The sequence below is a fragment of the Paenibacillus sp. FSL P2-0322 genome (genome assembly GCF_037975315.1).
Taxonomy (GTDB): domain Bacteria; phylum Bacillota; class Bacilli; order Paenibacillales; family Paenibacillaceae; genus Paenibacillus; species Paenibacillus polymyxa_B.
The window spans coordinates 6,064,448-6,081,055 of sequence record NZ_CP150243.1 but is presented as its reverse complement, the minus strand read 5'-3'; the positions used below and the strand labels follow the sequence as shown (position 1 = coordinate 6,081,055).

Below are 16,608 nucleotides of genomic sequence, written 5' to 3'. Positions count from 1 at the left end.
TAAAATATAAGTATGCAGTAACATGATTTTTGAGGTAGAGGAGTAGAAGCAAGCATATGGCTGAATTGAATGGACTAATCATGGAACAGCTTGCCGGAATCGTTGCAGGGATCGTGCTTATTTTGCTCATCCTGTTGATTGTTATTATCGTGCAGGGTGCAAAGCTGAAGAAGATGCGGCGAAAGTATGAAACCATGATGGCAGGCAGCGGTGTCGAGAATTTGGAAACGCTGCTGATTGATTTGAAGGTACAGATGGATACGATTGAGGATGAGCAGGAAACCCATCGTGCAAGTATGAAATCATTACGTAGTAAACTGGCTGGCTTGAAGGGACATATAGGTATCAAACGCTATAATGCCTTTGGTGAGAGAGGAAGCGATTTAAGCTTTTCCCTGGCTATTGTAGACGACAATCAGGATGGTATGGTATTAACCGGCATTTATAACCGAGATGGCTCATATGTGTATGCCAAGCCTCTAGAAGCGGGACAATCCACCTATTCCTTATCACCTGAAGAAAAAGAAGCCGTTACTCTTGCGCAGCAAGCAGGACAGAACGGTAATGCCACTCCTTAATCGCGGAGTATAGGCTGCCAGCAATGATATCTGATAATTTCATTACCAAATTTAGTCTCGTATTTTGCAGCACGAAGTATTCCATGAAGCCGCCGACGTTAACGATACCAGTTAAATGGATATCGCCGACCGGCGGTAATTCTTTATTTACACCTGCTCCAGGCTTGAGAGGACCATCTGAAACCTGAATGCATCCAACGCTGGAGGTTTGTCCAAGACATGCATCTATACCAATGATATAAGGCTGTTCATATCGGGCTTGTATGCCATTCAGCGTCGTTTGCAGGTTCATAGCATGTACAGGCTCCTCTAATGTACCGTATAGGTTAAACAGAGGGCTTTTGTAGCGTGATAAATGCGTACCTACGAGCGGACCCAGGCAATCTCCAGTAGAACGGTCGGTGCCGATGCAAATAATGACGATATTTTGCAGACTCGGCGCCTGATGCAGATGGAACAGCAGACGATGGATGATGGCTGATTGGATCCCGGGGTCTGTGTGTGATATTTTTAAGCTTAGGGGTTCTTGCTCCGGAATGAAGTCAGATGGATGAGTCATGGAATCTTCCTTTCGCTCTGTAATGGAGTGTGAAGGTTGCGCTCGCTGTACCTTGGAGAATAACAATTAGCCTGCGGGTAACATTTATTCTCAAGATAGTAGCTAGTATATGGATAAACTTGTGCTTTTATACTCGAAGGAAGTAGATTATTCATAGCCATATGTTTGAAGTCAGTAGATAAGCTTATATAGTAGGAAATAGAATTCGGGAAGCAGGAAGAGTAGTTCCCTTTTTTAAGGAGGAGTACAGGATGACCTTTATGCATTGGCTGGAGGGCGATTCAGGCACAGAAGAGGTAGTGAAGGGTGCTATCCACTTGAAGGATATCGTATGGAAATTCATTACAGATGGTGAGATGTGGTCGACCTTTTTGTTTGTGATTTTGAAAATTGCAATTATTTTCATTATTACACGTATCTTTATTCGAGTTATTAATAAAATTATAGATAAGTCAATGCAACAAAAGGGAGATAACGGCAGATTCCGATTGAATACAAGGCGGTTAACGACCGTTGGGGAATTGCTAAAAAATGTAACCAATATTGTATTCAATTTCATCTTGATTATGCTGGTGCTTTCTCAAATGGGCATTAATCTTGGTCCTCTGATTGCTGGAGCTGGAGTGCTTGGATTGGCCGTTGGTTTTGGGGCACAGAGCCTGGTTAAGGATGTAATTACTGGATTCTTCATTATTTTTGAAGATCAATTTGCCGTAGGAGACGTCATTCAGACAGGTACTTTCAAGGGTACGGTGGAAATGATCGGGCTGCGCACAACCAGACTGGTGAGCTGGAAAGGTGAGGTTTACATTTTACCGAACGGCTCAATTACAACGGTAACAAACTTCTCCATGTCCAACGCGTTGGCGGTAGTGGATGTGCCAATGAAGGCCGAGCGTAGTCTGGAGGAAGCAGTTGGTTTGGTAAAACAGGCAATCCAAGGCATTGAAGAGTCCAATGTACAGATACTTAATATACCAGATGTGTTAGGGGTTCAGTCCATGACTACCTCAGAGTATATTGTGCGTGTTGTGGCAGAATGTATGCCAAATACAGGGGCCGTGGTAGAGCGTGATATTCAGAATAACATCAAGAAGGCCCTAGAGGATGAGGAACATCGTCAGGCCGCCTTGGAGACGGCGATAACCCTAGAAAAAAAAGATGAGCAAGGAATAAAAGGGGGAGAGAAGGGTGGAGCGTAAGTCATTTGAACTAGGGGACATTGTACAGATGAAGAAGCCTCATCCGTGTGGAACGAATGAAATGGAAATTATCCGCATGGGGATGGATATTCGAATCAAATGTGTCGGTTGCCAGCATAGTGTGCTGATTCCGCGTGCCAAGTTCGAAAAGAATATGAAGAAAGTGCTGCGATCAAAGGCCAACGCCGACGATTAAAACACGGAAGCGAATTGAGCCAAGAAAGATGAATGGCGATGAACCAGAATCAGCTTGCGTCACAGTTGCAATGATGATATAATTATCCTTGCTGCGGAAAGGTACCCAAGAGGTCTAAGGGGGCTGACTCGAAATCAGTTAGGCGTCGCAAGGCGTGCGTGGGTTCGACTCCCACTCTTTCCGCCACTAACTTCATTTAATAAACCAATCTCTTACGTCTGTGACGTAGGAGATTTTTTGTTTATGGGAGATATTTTGAAGGTATATATGCGGCTAACGTGTCCACGAAGTAAAGAACTTAGAAGGGATTTATGCTTTTTGAAAGGTAAGAATCATATTATTAAAAAAAGTACGCGCTATCCCAAAGTGGATTAGCGCGTATTTTCTGTGCTTTGAGGGACGTACTGAATGATATCTTCAATACCAAATGTTTGTTCCAAGCCGTGGCTACGGGCGATTTCGTTTATCGCATTTAAGATATTAACCAAGGTTTCCAACTTAATGGTTTTTGTATCGCCACTTGCTAAATCAAGAATTGTAGCAGGTCTTGTTTTCGACTCCACCGCGATCTTGTTACGTGTAGCTCCAATCATTTCTAGTGTTTCACTCAATTTAAAATGAATTTGACTCACGTTAATGAGCCTCCTTAAGAAAATATTGTGGGTTACAAAATTACTAAATTAGTTATTTGTATTATATCCTACACTACCTATATCGTAAAACTTTTTTCGTATATCCTATCGATATACTACTCACCGAGTAGTACTATTTTTTATATTATATTACTAATAAAGTAGTACTTATTAAGTTTTATTGGTTTTAGGTTTACATACTTTTGCTCCATATTACTTGGAAAGAAGGATAACTTTATTTTCATTAGGAAAGGGGAAACGATGTATGAGTAAATCGTTGGCATTGGAGTGGGCTTCGATGGTATACGGGCCGTATGATTTGCCGCATATGTATGAGATATTCGAAGGGGTTCTATATAAAGGATGCTACTTCTTCTATCTGGACAATGGTGTGCTATGTCTGCGTCAGGTACGCAAGTTGGAGCAGCTGGCACACACACATTTGTTCATTGATGGTGACAGTGCAGGATTACAACTGGCAGATGGGATTCGGCGTGATTTGATGGAGGTAGTATCGGACATCATCAGAAACTGGAGAGACAAAAGCGGACTTACTTTCCTGTTCGATGAATTGCTGTGTCTGCGAGAAAGGGGAGACATACAGCTCGACCTTGTAAAAGACAAGGGTTAGTTTGTTCCTTCTGAGAGATATCGTTACAGCAAAAAATGCTCCTGACAGCAGAGAAACATTGCCGGTAGGAGCACTCTTTTGTTATAGCTGGTTAGGCGGGTAATGATAGCGTTTTGTTTTTTTTGAGCCAGAGATCATCAGAAGGATCGCTGCAATCAAATGGAGAGCCCAGCCTACAAAGGGTATCCAGGCCAGCAAAGAAGTGAGTACTCCCCATACAGAGCCGTAGATCGCCTCCTGATTGCGTAACGACAGGATAAGTGTTACTGCATGCAGGACAAGCATAAATCCCAGAGCCGAGTAGCCGGTCCCCATGACAATAGCTCCCCCCACAATCGGTACGGCAAGCACCAATTCGAATATACCTGATATCCACTTTAATATTCGAGAATAGCTCATCTTTAAACCTCCGTAGATAGTAGGTCTTTGTACTTGGATATATTCTAGCAGAAGGAGCTGAATTAATCTGCATTTTACCAGGATATGCAAAAAGTCCGATAATGCAACAAAGGAGGACCACAAAGGTCCTCCATCGTAGGCGATACATTTTTAACAGGATACGATCTGTCCAATCACATCATGAAACTCGGTGTACTGACCAGCAATACCAGTGTTGAAAAGACAGTGTCCTTTTACACAAACCTAACGCTTCTAATGCCCGGAATGGATCTCCTAACAGTTTGTCCGGCTACGTCGTCCAACGGAACCACACCTCTCTGTTGTACCGCCTAATCATAATATGGCCAGGATTCCGAGGAAATATACATTAGTGGACACGAGCTTTCGTTTTTTTCTTCCATTTGCGATTATGGTTGGCGGTTTTGGGAAAAGAATCGCCTCTTTCCAGCGTTACTTGCTGTGGGTTTTGGATTTCAGTATGGAAGCTCTTTTCTCCGACCTCCATGTATACGCCGTCGTTTGGGACCTTATCTCCTGGTTCGAACTCAGTCTTTTCACCCATACGGTGGTGCCTCCTTAGATAAATGAATTTGGACTGCAACGGTTATTGTGCGCTGTCTTGAACAGAAACATGCGAAACCGTGTATACAGATAGTGAGTGAATCAAATGATTTCCTTTATATATGCAAAATTTTTGATGTTCTATAAAATTGTATATAGCTAATGATATGCAGTGTTTTTAGCCGTTTTAGGCTTGTGTATTGAATTTGTAGGTTGCATTCAGTTGTTGGATTTGGTAAACTGTTTTAGTGCGAGCTTAGGCTCGTTCCTTGCTCTCAACTGAGATTGAGGGCCTTATGTCCATAAGGAGGTGTAAAGAATGCGCAAATATGAAGCGATGTATATTATTCGTCCTGACATTGAACAAGAAGCTGTTCAAGCGACAGTCGATAAATTCCAAGGTATCATCTCTAACGGCGGTGGCGAAATTACGAGTCACGATGTAACTAAACGCCGTCTTGCGTATGAGATCAAGAAATTCCGTGATGGTTCTTTCGTTCTGGTAAACTTCACAGCAGAACCTGCTGTTGTTACTGAGCTTGAGCGTATCATGAAAATTTCTGACGAAGTAATTCGTTATCTCATTACGAACGACGTAGCTTAATTATTGTACGTGATTATGTAATGAACAACGCTCAAAGGAGGGGATTGGATTGTTGAACCGTGTCATTCTGATCGGTCGTTTGACCAAAGATCCAGAGCTGCGCTATACACCGTCTGGTGTAGCAGTAACCCAGTTCACCCTGGCTGTAGACCGTCCGTTTACGAGTCAAGGCGGCGAACGGGAAGCGGATTTCTTGCCGATCGTAACCTGGCGTCAGCTTGCTGAAACATGCGCTAACTATCTTCGCAAAGGTCGTTTAACGGCTGTTGAAGGCCGTGTTCAGGTGCGTAATTATGAGAACAATGAAGGAAAACGTGTATACGTGACTGAAATTGTAGCTGATAATGTGCGTTTCTTGGAATCTAACCGCGATGGCGGTAACGGTGGCGGCAATAGCGGTGGAGCTGCGCGTGAGGAGTCTCCTTTCGGAGGCGGTAACAGCAATAGTGGACGCGGGAATAATAACTCGCGAAACAATCAGGATCCTTTTTCCGATGACGGAAAACCGATCGATATTTCGGATGATGATTTACCATTTTAATTGGGAAAGGACTGACAAAGAATGGGCTTCAGACAAAGAGAAGGCGGAGACGATAACAAAAGACCAGCTCGTCGTGGTGGTCGCAACAAACGTCGTAAAGTATGTTTCTTCACTGTGAACAAAATTACTCACATTGACTATAAAGATACAGACCTGCTTAAAAAATTCATTAGCGAACGTGGAAAAATTCTTCCTCGTCGTGTGACTGGAACAAGTGCGAAATATCAACGTATGTTGACAATCGCTGTTAAACGTTCCCGTCAAATCGCATTGCTTCCTTACACTACTGAATAGTAGTGGGTGGAAAAAAGAGACGTTCCCGATCCCGGGAGCGTCTTTTTTCGTGATTTTTTATATTGACAACAAGTGCCATCTATTGTAACTTACTAATAATACAATCCATGTTTACCCATAAACCATAGTATACCTTTTAATGGCTTGTGAAATTGCAAGCTCCCCAACTCGCCAGAGTAAACATTTCGGCCTTCTGAAATGTTATTTTATATTACATGAAATCCTGTTTTTTTGTCATTTTCCACAAGTAAAATTCATAAACTTTACATAAATAGATATTTTGCATTTTTATATTACATAAAAAAAGATATTGACGTGATATTATTTTACACTTAAGATAAACCTTAATAAAAATGTAATGGTTGTTAGCGCACGAAATTGACCAGAGGTCTAAAACACGTGTTTACGCTATTAAGACAGTAAGGAGGATGTGCAACTTCATTTTCAAACCTCAAGCTTTAATGAATCACCGCAGGAATGAGACAGGCTGTTAAATAAAGAACCGACTAAGGGGGATTAACAGGATGATGCAGACGAAGAAATGGGTTTCTTTGCTTATGATGCTTACGATCGTTGGTGTTCTGTTTGCAGGATGTAGCGGAGGTGCTAATGAGGCACAGCCACAGCAAGGCAATGCGGACAATAAAACAGAGGGAAATGAAGGAAGTGCACCTGTTACGGAGGGTGTTATTAAAGCGACTGATCTGACGCAAAATCCTCCGGGAGCCACTAATCGGAAAGATAACATTGTAGTAGGTATGACATCACCTAAAGGGGTATTTAACCCGCTATTCTGGCAAACGACTTACGATTTATATGTAGTCAGAACAGTATTTGATTCCTTCTTACAGGTGAAGGCGGATGGTACATATGAAAATAGTTTGGCTGACAAGGTTGATGTATCACCGGATGGTCTAAAATATACATTCCATCTGAAACCAGGCGTGAAGTATAGTGACGGTACCCCAGTAACAGTGAAGGATTATGCTTTTGTCCTCAAGGTACTGCATGATCCAAATTATGACGGAGAAACAGATGTATTATCTTTTAAGATTAAAGGCGGTAAAGAGTATCACGATGGCAAGGCGAATGATATCTCTGGTATCAAAGTCATTGATGATAACACAGTAGAGGTAACCGTTACAGAAGCAACAGCGTATACAAAGGATTTTCTGGGTGAGCAATACTTCATGCCAGAAGCTTATTATGGAAAAGGATTCAAAAAGGGTAACCTGGACAGCATCAAGGCACTTAATAACAAGCCAATCGGCTCTGGTCAGTATGTACTGAAGAGCTTCTCCCCGGGTCAACAAGTCGTATTTGATGCGAATCCAAACTACTTCAAAGGCGCACCAAAAGTGAAGTCAGTTATTTTCAAAACAACAACAGAAGAAACAAACCTGTCTATGCTGCAAACAGGTGAAACGGACATGGACAACATCACAGTTACTGAAGACAATGTAGAGGAATTAAAGGCGTTGGGCTTCTTGGACGTGAATATTATGCCGACAAACGGCTATGGATATATTGCGTTTAATCATAAGGAAAAGAAATTTAAGGACCCTAAAGTACGTCAGGCTCTAACGATTGGCTTAAACCGTAAGGAGATTGTGCAGGGCGTGTATGGTCCATATGCGAATGTTATTAACATTCCACAATCTACAGAATCTTGGTCTTATACGGATGAAGGTATCAACAAATATGAATTTGATACAGCTAAGGCGAAGGCTTTGCTGGATGAGGCAGGCTGGAAGGTTGGTGCTGACGGAATTCGCGAAAAGGACGGAGAAAAGCTGACCATTAACTTCTCTGCGACTGCTGATAATCCAGTAGTAGAGGCCTTGCTACCGATCATGTCCAATAACTATAAGGAGCTAGGCATCAAGCTGACTTCCGAAACTTTAGATTTTAACGCCATTATGGATAAAAAGGATACAGGCAAGTTTGATATGTTCTTCGCGGCTTGGGGCTTAACTCCAGACCCGGATACAACGACTTTTATTTCGAATGGTGCACAAAATGATATCGGCTATTCCAATAAGAAGGTCGATGAACTAACGCTTGCTGGTAAGCATGAGCTGGATCAAGAGAAACGCAAATTGATTTACAAACAGCTCTATCAAGAGCTGAATAAGGATCTACCAACTATTTTTATGTACCAACGCAGAGATATGTGGCCAGTTAATGGACGTGTATCTGGCTTGGAAATTACGCCATACAAAGATTTTGAGTTCACTCTGCATAACGCTCAGATCGCTCAATAAGGGTTGCCAAACGTATGCTCAGCTCTCACGAGCTGGGCATATCACTTTATTCGTCTGGAGGAATGAATATGAAGCAGTACATTATTCGAAGACTGCTGCAACTCATCCCCACACTTATTGGCATATCCATTATCGTATTTGCGATTTCAGCCATGGTGCCGGGTGATTATATTACAGCCAAGCAGAACCCGAATATGACGGCCGAAAAGGCGCAGCAGCTACGACATATCTACGGGCTGGATAAACCGGAATACCAACGCTATTTTATATGGGCCGGTAATATGTTAAAGGGGAATATGGGGGATTCATTACAGCATAAGCAGCCGGTAACGAAGGTCATTGGCAATTATGTATGGAACTCATTTATTATCGCTTTTTTTAGTCTTATTTTTAGCTGGCTGATTGCGGTTATTGCAGGAGTATTTTCAGCCAAGTTTCAATATTCGTTATTCGATAAGTTTGTCACATTATTCATTTTCTTATGTATGTCGCTGCCTTCATTTTTTATTGGTCTATTGGTCATCAAAATATTTGCCCTAGAGTGGGGGATTCTCCCGGTTGGGGGCATGACCACAGCAGGGATGGAGCCAGGCTCGTGGGCTTATATGGTGGATGTTCTCAAGCATATGTTCCTGCCGACACTCGTACTTACGATGCTGAGCACAGGAAGTCTGACCCGGTATTTCCGTACAGGCATGTTGGAGGTCATTCGTCAGGATTATATTCGTACCGCACGCGCCAAAGGCTTGAAGGAACGTACGGTTATTTTCAAGCACGCACTGCGCAATGCACTGATTCCAGCCATCACACTACTCGGCTTCGAGCTTCCGGCCTTATTTGGTGGGGCGATGATTCTGGAGAAAGTATTTGTGTGGCCGGGTGTGGGTCAGGTCTATCTGGAGTCGATTAGTATGCGGGATTATCCGTTTATGTTGGGCTTCACGATTTTCTTAGCGTTACTTACGCTTATCGGTAATTTGCTCTCTGATGTATTGTATGGCATGGCAGATCCAAGAATTCGCTTGAAGTAGGAGGGATACTATTGTCCGCAGAAACAGTCACGATTGAAACGAATCAAAAGGCGGCGATCCGTCCTGAAGCGTCTCCATGGAGAATCGCCGTTCGCCGTTTTAACCAAAACCGTCTGGCTTTGGCTGGTCTCGTTATATTAATTCTGATGGTTATCATTTGTAGTTTTGGACCGATGATTTCACCTTATCATTTAGATGATTACAAGCTAGCTGACAAAAATTTATCGCCTAATGCTAAGTACTGGCTTGGTACAGATAAGTTTGGTAGAGATATTTTGCTGCGTACAATGCTGGCCGGCCGTATTTCCTTGACGGTGGGACTGGTCGCCACGTTTATTTCGGTCATGATTGGAGCGACGTTGGGTGCGCTGGCAGGGTTTTATCGTAAAGGCGTGGATACGGTTATTATGCGGATTGCCGATATTTTCATGGCACTCCCTACATTACCGCTGCTTATTATTTTAGGTGCTGTTCTGTCGGATTTGAAGGTCGATCCGTCGAATCGCATTTATTTTCTGATGCTCATTATCGGGGTCTTGAGCTGGACTAGCTTGTCTCGTCTGGTCAGGGGGCAGATTCTTACGCTGCGTGAACAGGAGTTCATGCAGGCGACGGAAGCGCTAGGCTTGAGAGACCGTCGCAAAATATTCCGACATTTGCTGCCGAACACCATTCCTACCATTATTGTTACGGCTACGCTTGGAGTAGCGGGTGCGATTATTACAGAATCTGCGCTCAGTTACTTGGGAATCGGCGTTGTGCCGCCCACACCTTCGTGGGGGAATATGATATCGGCTGCAAATAACCTAATTGACTTCCGCAAACGGCCTTGGATATGGGTCCCACCGGGAATGTGTATTCTAATTACAGTTGTAGCGATTAACCTGATTGGCGACGGTTTGCGTGATGCGCTGGACCCTAAAATGAAGAAGTAGGAGACGAACGTTTATGGAAAATGCTTTGATTGAATTTCGTAACCTGAAAACCCACTTTCATACCTCTAACGGAACTGTCAAAGCGGTCAATGACGTCAGTTTTAAAATTCGTGAGGGTGAAACGCTCTGTGTGGTAGGAGAATCTGGTTGCGGTAAGAGTGTAACTGCGATGACGATGATGAGGTTGATTGATTCTCCCCACACCTCAGACGGACAAATCTGGTTTGAGGGCAAAGACCTCCTAAAACTCAATAAAGGTCAAATGCAGCAGATTCGCGGCAATGACATCTCGATCATTTTTCAGGAGCCGATGTCTTCTCTGAATCCCGTGCTTACGATTGGGGAACAGATCACGGAGCCATTGCTGATGCATACATTAATGAGTAAAAAAGAAGCACATGCTCGGGCAATTGAGCTGATTAATTTGGTGGGGATTTCACGTTCAGAGGAAATATTTCATTCCTATCCTCATGAATTGAGTGGCGGTATGCGCCAGCGGATCATGATTGCCATCGCATTAAGCTGTAATCCGAAGTTATTGATTGCGGATGAACCAACAACGGCACTGGATGTTACGATTCAGGCACAGATTCTGGATTTAATGCGGGATTTGAAGGATAAGCTTAAAACGTCCATTATGCTCATCACGCACGACTTGGGCGTCGTGGCAGAAATGGCTGATTATGTGGTTGTTATGTATGCTGGAAACGTCATTGAAGAGGCGCCTGTCATTGAGCTGTTTAAAAATCCGCGGCATCCATATACTCAAGGCTTATTAAAGGCGAAGCCCGTCATTAATCAGAAAATGGATCGACTCTATTCCATCCCAGGACAGGTTCCAAACCCAATTGAGTTGGGAGAAAATTGTCATTTCCATGATCGGTGCTCCCACTGTATGCAAATTTGCAAGGATCAGGTTCCTCCTTTGAATGAAAAGGAGAATGGTCATAAGGTTGCCTGCTGGCTATATGAGAAAGAAGGAGGGCAACGGATATGAGCGAGCCTTTGATTCAAGTGGAAGGGCTTAAAAAGTATTTCCCGATCACAGGCGGGATTTTTCAGCGTACTGTCGGACATGTGAAAGCAGTCGATGATGTATCCTTTAACATTCATAAGGGTGAATCCTTCGGTCTGGTAGGAGAATCGGGTTGTGGCAAAAGTACGATTGGACGCACGATTCTCAGATTGATGGATAAGACAGAGGGATCGGTACGATACAAAGGTGAAGACTTGCACGCGTTAAACAAAGAGCAGATTCGTGCGCTTCGTCCGAAGTTGCAAATCGTCTTTCAGGACCCTTTTAGCTCACTGAATCCGAGAATTAAGGTCGGTGAAGCCATTGGTGAGGCGTTGCTGGATCACGGGTTGATTGATCGTAGTGAGCTGCGGAAGAAGGTCAATGAAACGCTGAATATTTGTGGGCTATCCTCGTATCATTATGATCGGTATCCGCATGAGTTCTCTGGCGGCCAGCGTCAGCGGATCGGGATTGCAAGGGCTTTGATTTTGAATCCTGATTTTATTGTGGCTGATGAGCCGGTATCTGCTCTAGATGTGTCTATTCAGGCCCAGATCATTAACTTGTTAAGTGATTTGCAGCAGGAACGCCAATTGACCTATCTGTTCATCTCGCATGATCTAAGTGTAGTCGAGCATCTGTGTAGCCGGATTGGTGTGATGTATCTGGGTTCAATGGTAGAGCTTTCCTCCAAGGAGGAACTGTTCAGTAATCCGCTTCATCCGTACACAAAGGCGCTGCTATCGGCAGTACCGATTCCCGATCCCACGATCAAGAGACAACGGATTGTGTTGAAAGGAGACATCCCATCTCCGGCCAATCCGCCTTCAGGATGCAAGTTTCATACACGTTGTCCTATGGCAGAAGCACGTTGTAAAACAGAGATTCCGGTATACCGCGATGCGGGCGATCAGCATTTTGTAGCCTGTCACTTTGCCTAAAATATATAATTAGGAAGCAAAATATCCGTCATCCTGAAAGCAGAATTGACGGATATTTTGGCGTGGAATACAAAAGGTAAAAAAATTGTATCTTTTTTTCGAAAAATTGCAGACAAAATGGATTTTTCATCGTCTAATAAAGTATGGAGGTTATTACGATGATGAAAAAACATTGGTTACGTTGGGCTATTGTCGTCCCGGTACTTATTATATTGATTTTTATTACGCTTGGACCCCGCCTGTTGATCGGAAAGCCGAATGTGGATGCAGAGGCTGCGGTGCTGATGGACATGCATACTGGGGAATTACTGATGGATGTGAACGGCGATACGCCTATGCCTTCCGCAAATATGTCCAAGCTCATGACTGAGCTATTGGTGCTGGAGGATATTCGGGCCGGACGGTTAGGCTGGAATGATGAAGTGCGAATTAGCCGTTACGCGAGTACGGTGGGCGGTGTGAATTTGTCCCTCCGGTATGGTGAAAGGATGACCGTATCCGAATTGTTCCAGAGTATGGTTGTGTATTCAGCGAATGATGCCGCTGTCGCGTTAGCGGAGCGTTCAGCAGGGAATGAATCAGCTTTTGTGAAGCGTATGAATGGAAAAGCTGCCCAAATCGGGTTGTCATCCGATAGTCGCTTCAGCAATGCCTCTGGAGCAGGGCAGAGTGAATTGGGGCCGAATCACCCTGAGGATATTCGGGGAGAAACGAAAATGACAGCAAGCGACACGGCGAAGTTGGCCTCCTATTTGATTACGTCACACCCGGAGATTTTGAGAACGTCCAGCCGTACGCAGATGGAGTTGAAGGATAAAGGCATCTACATTAGTAATACGAACTGGATGCTGCCTTCCTTGGCTGGACCGTACTCTTACGCGGGAACGGACGGACTGAAAGCAGGATACACAAGCGATGCTGGATACTGCTTCACGGGTACAGCTGAGCAGCATGGAAGACGGCTAGTTGCTGTGGTGCTGGGTGCACCGAGCAAGGAGGAGCGTTTTGAGCAGACACGGAGGTTGTTCGATTATGGTTTTGCCCTGTCGACTTCTTTCCCGGTGCGACTGCAAAATTTGGTGAAACTGGCCCCGCATTAAGGGGGAAAATGATTTTGAAAGCTACATAGGATACGAATATAAACATGAATTGGGGCTTTGACCGTGAGGTCGAAGCCTTTTTTGGCATGAATTTGAGAAGCTGACCACGCCATGATACTTTTGACAACAGGGTAGCAGACCTTTTATGCTTTGAGGGGAAGTTTTCGCTTCATGTGGGACCAATTCGGTTTAATGAAGAGATGGGATTTGTGACGGAAAGAAGGAAGGTACCTGTTATGGAGAGAAGACATAAGAGAAGGACCAGTGGAAAGCCCAAAAAGAAAAAGAGGTTTACCGCTCTATATATTTCATGTATTGTTTTATTTTTGATTGCAGTGGGAGGCTACCTATTCCGCAAACAGCTGACACTGGTGGCTTTTGATTGGTTTGTATCACCGACGTTGGAGAGCAAGCTGGAGAAATCCTATCAGCCGCGACAATCCGGTGAACAGCAGCAGCAAGAGACAGTAGCTTACCGTAAGGAGCCCTTTTCGGTGCTGTTACTGGGTACAGATGAAAGGCCAAATGAAAAGGCGCGTGGTCGTTCGGATACGGTTATGTATGCAGTAGTACGGCCCGCAGAATCGCGTGTGCTTTTGATTTCCATTCCAAGGGATACGTACGTACAGATTGTCGGACATGATCCGAATCGCGATGGCGAGGATGATTTTGATAAGTTGGGGCATGCTTATGCGTTCGGAGGCGCAGATATGTCCATAGCTACAGTAGAGAAGTTGATGGAGCATAAGGCCGATTATTATGCTACGATTAATTTCCAGGGTATTCAGGAGGCGGTGAACGCAGTGGGTGGAGTTGTGCTTCCCATCGACAAGCCCATTGAGAATAAGAATCCGCTGCATATCAAGTTCCGTATTGAGGCGGGCAAGCCGCTTTATAATGGTGAGGAAGCCATGTATTATGTTAGATATCGGGAAGATAGCGACTTCAACCGTACAAAACGGCAGCAAATTTTCTTGAACGCTATGGCCGATAAGCTGCTGAATATCAACGGAATTACCAAAATCCCGGAGCTGCTCGATATTATGGGAGCCAATTTCAAAACCGATATGGAACCTACTTTTATTACTGGGCTTGGCAAGCAGGCTATTTCGCAGGGGAATCCACAAATTTCAAGTTTTACGATTACGGGGGAAGGGTTCAAGAAGAAGGGCCTGTATTATGACCGGGCTAATGAACAGGAACTTGAATATGCCAGACTTATGATTGCGAACTGGCTAGATTCCGATACAACCCCGCAGACGCTGAGGCTTCCCGACAAGCAGGACATTCAGTGAATAATCAATTGATTTATATTTGATTTTGAGGGGGATTCGTTTCTCATGAACATCGCTTTTTTCTTGCTTCCCAAACAGGAAGTTGCTTGTGTAACGGCGGATGCTACTTTACGGCAAACGTTGGAACGGATGGAATATCACCGTTTTACAGCGGTTCCTATTTTGGATAAAGAAGGTAGATATACAGGTACAGTTACAGAAGGTGATCTGTTGTGGCATATGAAAGAGTCCGAGGGGAAAATCACCTTTGAAAACGCTTCTAAGTTTATGCTTAAGGACGTTCCGTTGCGGGTTACGATGAAGCCCGTATCCATTGACGCGAACATGGAGGATTTAATTAATTTGGCGAAGGTACAGAATTTTGTGCCCGTCGTAGATGATATGGAACGGTTTATTGGCATTGTACGTCGCAGCCAGATTATTGAGTATTGTGAAAAATTTGTGTCCAGGGAATCGCTTAATACTTCAAGCTAAAATAAGCAGCAAAGCTGGTCCGAAAATAACGATTTACCTTATGGGGTAACAGTTATTTTCAGAATAGGATATGCTATAATGGAGAATAAAGCTTTTTCAGAGGGGTGTGACTCTTCATCATATGCCTAAAGAAATGGATGTAGTTAAACGAGCCAAGGTTATTGAATGGCTTAAAACAGAGGTGCTTGACCAAGTCTCCCGTCTGTTTAAGGCGATGTGGGAAGGCAGTACAGCCCGCATTGGTGATTGTTTGGCGAGTTTGGTGATGAGCAGTTATATTTTGGGGAGGCGCCTTGGAGTGTCTTACCGTGAATTGGATGATCTACTCATCGACAAGCTAAGAAAGCACAGAAAAGAAGGACACCAGCTGGAGGATTGGTATCAGGACATTTCCGCACTGGAAGAACATATGCGTAAGAGGTGAAAACGTTGAAATTCCGCTTGGCAACTGTAGCATGGAGCGTCATTTATTTGCTTCTGCTGCTGACTCTATTGACACCATTAAGAATCATTACCGTATTTTTGCTGATTGTGCCTGGCGCTGTATTGTTTTCATCGCTGCCTTTCAAAGGATTTCTGGTCCACGTCATACCGGTGCTGTTAATTATAGCGCTACTCGATGTGTATTCGCTGCTCCCTGCGATTTATTTTCTGATTCCTTCAATAATGATGGGACGGATTTATAAAAAGGGAGGACCTGCTTTTCAGGCGTTGATGACCGGAATGGGCATTATTTTAGCCGAGTTGTTGGTTGTTCTGTTTATCGCTACGTATTCTTTTGGGTTTGATCTTTCGCAGTACCTTCGTGATCAGGCCGCGATATCGGCAAGTATAGTACAGCAGGTTTTGAGTGCTAATCCGATGTTTTCGAACATGAATTGGACAGCGGAGGATACGCAGAAACTCGGTACAATGCTGATTGGAAAAATTCCGTATGTGCTGATCATGACCTCGTTCATATTGGCGGTGATTACGCATGCTTTGGCACGTCCGGCATTGAGCAGTCTCGATGTACCGGTACGCAAAATGAAGCCTGCTCGCGAGTGGAGGCTACCGCGCGCGCTGATCTGGTATTATCTGCTGGCAATTGTAATTGAATGGATAGCAGGGTCTTCCGATAGCAGCTGGATTCAAATGGTTTCCATTAGTATGCTACCGCTGATTCATGCATGTTTTATTATCCAGACGATTGGTTTTGTATACTTCTGGACGCATAGCCGTAAAATGAGCCCGGTGATTGCGTTGCTGCTGTCGCTCGTCGTTCTGGTGTTCCAGCCGCTCCGCATTATAGGTATTATTGATTTGGCCTTTCCGCTGCGTGAAGCTATTACAAGATCAAAGAAATAGGGTGAA

Annotated in this window: 21 protein-coding genes and 1 tRNA gene; 18 read left to right on the top strand and 4 right to left on the bottom strand. The window is 44.1% G+C overall.

Annotated features, from left to right (window positions below; translation table 11 throughout):
• Positions 1 to 56 precede the first annotated feature (56 nt).
• Positions 57 to 578: a DUF4446 family protein gene (locus tag MKY24_RS26980; protein WP_023991151.1), complete on the top strand. Its 522-nt coding sequence runs from the start codon at positions 57 to 59 to the stop codon at positions 576 to 578.
• On the opposite strand, the gene yyaC is transcribed toward MKY24_RS26980, so the two are convergent.
• Positions 532 to 1,137, bottom strand: coding sequence for a spore protease YyaC (yyaC, locus tag MKY24_RS26975; protein WP_023991150.1), 606 nt, complete (start codon positions 1,135 to 1,137; stop codon positions 532 to 534). The genes MKY24_RS26980 and yyaC overlap by 47 nt on opposite strands.
• Before the next feature lie 251 nt (positions 1,138 to 1,388).
• On the opposite strand from yyaC, the gene MKY24_RS26970 reads away from it, so the two are divergent.
• The 3 genes from MKY24_RS26970 to MKY24_RS26960 all read left to right on the top strand — a co-directional run bounded on the left by MKY24_RS26970 (position 1,389) and on the right by MKY24_RS26960 (position 2,721).
• On the top strand, positions 1,389 to 2,339 hold the full coding sequence (locus MKY24_RS26970) for a mechanosensitive ion channel family protein (protein ID WP_339201213.1): 951 nt from the start codon (positions 1,389 to 1,391) through the stop codon (positions 2,337 to 2,339).
• Positions 2,329 to 2,535, top strand: coding sequence for a DUF951 domain-containing protein (locus tag MKY24_RS26965; protein WP_023991148.1), 207 nt, complete (start codon positions 2,329 to 2,331; stop codon positions 2,533 to 2,535). Before MKY24_RS26970 ends, MKY24_RS26965 begins: the two co-directional genes overlap by 11 nt.
• 95 nt (positions 2,536 to 2,630) lie before the next feature.
• A tRNA-Ser gene (locus MKY24_RS26960) sits at positions 2,631 to 2,721 on the top strand.
• 185 nt (positions 2,722 to 2,906) lie between these two features.
• On the opposite strand, the gene MKY24_RS26955 is transcribed toward MKY24_RS26960, so the two are convergent.
• Complete coding sequence (locus MKY24_RS26955) at positions 2,907 to 3,167, bottom strand: hypothetical protein (protein WP_023991146.1); 261 nt, start codon at positions 3,165 to 3,167, stop codon at positions 2,907 to 2,909.
• Positions 3,168 to 3,432: 265 nt separating this feature from the next.
• On the opposite strand from MKY24_RS26955, the gene MKY24_RS26950 reads away from it, so the two are divergent.
• A complete protein-coding gene (locus MKY24_RS26950; protein ID WP_339201212.1) occupies positions 3,433 to 3,798 on the top strand; it encodes a hypothetical protein in 366 nt (121 codons plus the stop codon).
• Positions 3,799 to 3,879: 81 nt separating this feature from the next.
• Here the strand turns inward: MKY24_RS26950 and MKY24_RS26945 are convergent, their stop codons facing one another.
• Both MKY24_RS26945 and MKY24_RS26940 read right to left on the bottom strand, forming a co-directional pair.
• On the bottom strand, positions 3,880 to 4,197 hold the full coding sequence (locus tag MKY24_RS26945; RefSeq protein ID WP_013312804.1) for a hypothetical protein: 318 nt from the start codon (positions 4,195 to 4,197) through the stop codon (positions 3,880 to 3,882).
• A 367-nt stretch (positions 4,198 to 4,564) separates the two neighbouring features.
• Positions 4,565 to 4,759: a YjzC family protein gene (locus tag MKY24_RS26940; RefSeq protein ID WP_028540980.1), complete on the bottom strand. Its 195-nt coding sequence runs from the start codon at positions 4,757 to 4,759 to the stop codon at positions 4,565 to 4,567.
• A 318-nt stretch (positions 4,760 to 5,077) separates the two neighbouring features.
• On the opposite strand from MKY24_RS26940, the gene rpsF reads away from it, so the two are divergent.
• The 13 genes from rpsF to MKY24_RS26875 all read left to right on the top strand — a co-directional run bounded on the left by rpsF (position 5,078) and on the right by MKY24_RS26875 (position 16,602).
• On the top strand, positions 5,078 to 5,362 hold the full coding sequence (gene rpsF, locus MKY24_RS26935) for a 30S ribosomal protein S6 (protein WP_013312802.1): 285 nt from the start codon (positions 5,078 to 5,080) through the stop codon (positions 5,360 to 5,362).
• Between the two features lie 49 nt (positions 5,363 to 5,411).
• Positions 5,412 to 5,903 carry a single-stranded DNA-binding protein gene (gene ssb, locus MKY24_RS26930; RefSeq protein WP_013312801.1) on the top strand — a complete coding sequence of 164 codons (492 nt, stop codon included), beginning with the start codon at positions 5,412 to 5,414 and terminating at the stop codon, positions 5,901 to 5,903.
• 21 nt (positions 5,904 to 5,924) lie between these two features.
• Entirely contained in the window at positions 5,925 to 6,197 is a 273-nt protein-coding gene (rpsR, locus tag MKY24_RS26925) for a 30S ribosomal protein S18 (protein WP_013312800.1), read from the top strand.
• Positions 6,198 to 6,721: 524 nt separating this feature from the next.
• Complete coding sequence (locus MKY24_RS26920) at positions 6,722 to 8,461, top strand: ABC transporter substrate-binding protein (protein WP_071557987.1); 1,740 nt, start codon at positions 6,722 to 6,724, stop codon at positions 8,459 to 8,461.
• A 68-nt stretch (positions 8,462 to 8,529) separates the two neighbouring features.
• The gene (locus tag MKY24_RS26915; RefSeq protein ID WP_023991143.1) at positions 8,530 to 9,492 is read left to right on the top strand and encodes an ABC transporter permease; all 963 of its coding nucleotides are present in this window, start codon (positions 8,530 to 8,532) and stop codon (positions 9,490 to 9,492) included.
• An 11-nt stretch (positions 9,493 to 9,503) separates the two neighbouring features.
• Positions 9,504 to 10,427, top strand: a complete 924-nt coding sequence (gene opp4C / locus MKY24_RS26910; protein WP_013312797.1) for an oligopeptide ABC transporter permease — start codon at positions 9,504 to 9,506, stop codon at positions 10,425 to 10,427.
• A gap of 13 nt (positions 10,428 to 10,440) precedes the next feature.
• Positions 10,441 to 11,424, top strand: coding sequence for an ABC transporter ATP-binding protein (locus tag MKY24_RS26905; protein ID WP_339201208.1), 984 nt, complete (start codon positions 10,441 to 10,443; stop codon positions 11,422 to 11,424).
• Positions 11,421 to 12,386 (top strand): dipeptide ABC transporter ATP-binding protein, encoded by a 966-nt coding sequence (locus tag MKY24_RS26900; RefSeq protein ID WP_013312795.1) that lies wholly within the window; start codon positions 11,421 to 11,423, stop codon positions 12,384 to 12,386. The genes MKY24_RS26905 and MKY24_RS26900 overlap by 4 nt, the downstream gene beginning before the upstream one ends.
• 158 nt (positions 12,387 to 12,544) lie before the next feature.
• Positions 12,545 to 13,486, top strand: a complete 942-nt coding sequence (locus tag MKY24_RS26895; protein ID WP_023991141.1) for a D-alanyl-D-alanine carboxypeptidase family protein — start codon at positions 12,545 to 12,547, stop codon at positions 13,484 to 13,486.
• A gap of 236 nt (positions 13,487 to 13,722) precedes the next feature.
• Positions 13,723 to 14,781, top strand: coding sequence for an LCP family protein (locus tag MKY24_RS26890; RefSeq protein ID WP_339201206.1), 1,059 nt, complete (start codon positions 13,723 to 13,725; stop codon positions 14,779 to 14,781).
• Positions 14,782 to 14,826: 45 nt separating this feature from the next.
• Entirely contained in the window at positions 14,827 to 15,255 is a 429-nt protein-coding gene (locus MKY24_RS26885; RefSeq protein ID WP_013312792.1) for a CBS domain-containing protein, read from the top strand.
• Positions 15,256 to 15,376: 121 nt separating this feature from the next.
• Positions 15,377 to 15,679 (top strand): MazG-like family protein, encoded by a 303-nt coding sequence (locus MKY24_RS26880; protein ID WP_013312791.1) that lies wholly within the window; start codon positions 15,377 to 15,379, stop codon positions 15,677 to 15,679.
• A gap of 5 nt (positions 15,680 to 15,684) precedes the next feature.
• Complete coding sequence (locus tag MKY24_RS26875; RefSeq protein WP_023991139.1) at positions 15,685 to 16,602, top strand: DUF2232 domain-containing protein; 918 nt, start codon at positions 15,685 to 15,687, stop codon at positions 16,600 to 16,602.
• Positions 16,603 to 16,608 lie beyond the last annotated feature (6 nt).

What these genes read in the sequence shown, in the direction of transcription:
- MKY24_RS26980 (WP_023991151.1), top strand. Translation starts at nt 57, where the DNA reads ATGGCTGAATTGAATGGACTAATCATGGAACAGCTTGCCGGAATCGTT.
- yyaC (WP_023991150.1), bottom strand. Translation starts at nt 1,137, where the DNA reads ATGACTCATCCATCTGACTTCATTCCGGAGCAAGAACCCCTAAGCTTA.
- MKY24_RS26970 (WP_339201213.1), top strand. Translation starts at nt 1,389, where the DNA reads ATGACCTTTATGCATTGGCTGGAGGGCGATTCAGGCACAGAAGAGGTA.
- MKY24_RS26950 (WP_339201212.1), top strand. Translation starts at nt 3,433, where the DNA reads ATGAGTAAATCGTTGGCATTGGAGTGGGCTTCGATGGTATACGGGCCG.
- MKY24_RS26945 (WP_013312804.1), bottom strand. Translation starts at nt 4,197, where the DNA reads ATGAGCTATTCTCGAATATTAAAGTGGATATCAGGTATATTCGAATTG.
- MKY24_RS26940 (WP_028540980.1), bottom strand. Translation starts at nt 4,759, where the DNA reads ATGGGTGAAAAGACTGAGTTCGAACCAGGAGATAAGGTCCCAAACGAC.
- rpsF (WP_013312802.1), top strand. Translation starts at nt 5,078, where the DNA reads ATGCGCAAATATGAAGCGATGTATATTATTCGTCCTGACATTGAACAA.
- rpsR (WP_013312800.1), top strand. Translation starts at nt 5,925, where the DNA reads ATGGGCTTCAGACAAAGAGAAGGCGGAGACGATAACAAAAGACCAGCT.
- MKY24_RS26920 (WP_071557987.1), top strand. Translation starts at nt 6,722, where the DNA reads ATGATGCAGACGAAGAAATGGGTTTCTTTGCTTATGATGCTTACGATC.
- MKY24_RS26915 (WP_023991143.1), top strand. Translation starts at nt 8,530, where the DNA reads ATGAAGCAGTACATTATTCGAAGACTGCTGCAACTCATCCCCACACTT.
- MKY24_RS26905 (WP_339201208.1), top strand. Translation starts at nt 10,441, where the DNA reads ATGGAAAATGCTTTGATTGAATTTCGTAACCTGAAAACCCACTTTCAT.
- MKY24_RS26900 (WP_013312795.1), top strand. Translation starts at nt 11,421, where the DNA reads ATGAGCGAGCCTTTGATTCAAGTGGAAGGGCTTAAAAAGTATTTCCCG.
- MKY24_RS26895 (WP_023991141.1), top strand. Translation starts at nt 12,545, where the DNA reads ATGATGAAAAAACATTGGTTACGTTGGGCTATTGTCGTCCCGGTACTT.
- MKY24_RS26890 (WP_339201206.1), top strand. Translation starts at nt 13,723, where the DNA reads ATGGAGAGAAGACATAAGAGAAGGACCAGTGGAAAGCCCAAAAAGAAA.
- MKY24_RS26885 (WP_013312792.1), top strand. Translation starts at nt 14,827, where the DNA reads ATGAACATCGCTTTTTTCTTGCTTCCCAAACAGGAAGTTGCTTGTGTA.
- MKY24_RS26880 (WP_013312791.1), top strand. Translation starts at nt 15,377, where the DNA reads ATGCCTAAAGAAATGGATGTAGTTAAACGAGCCAAGGTTATTGAATGG.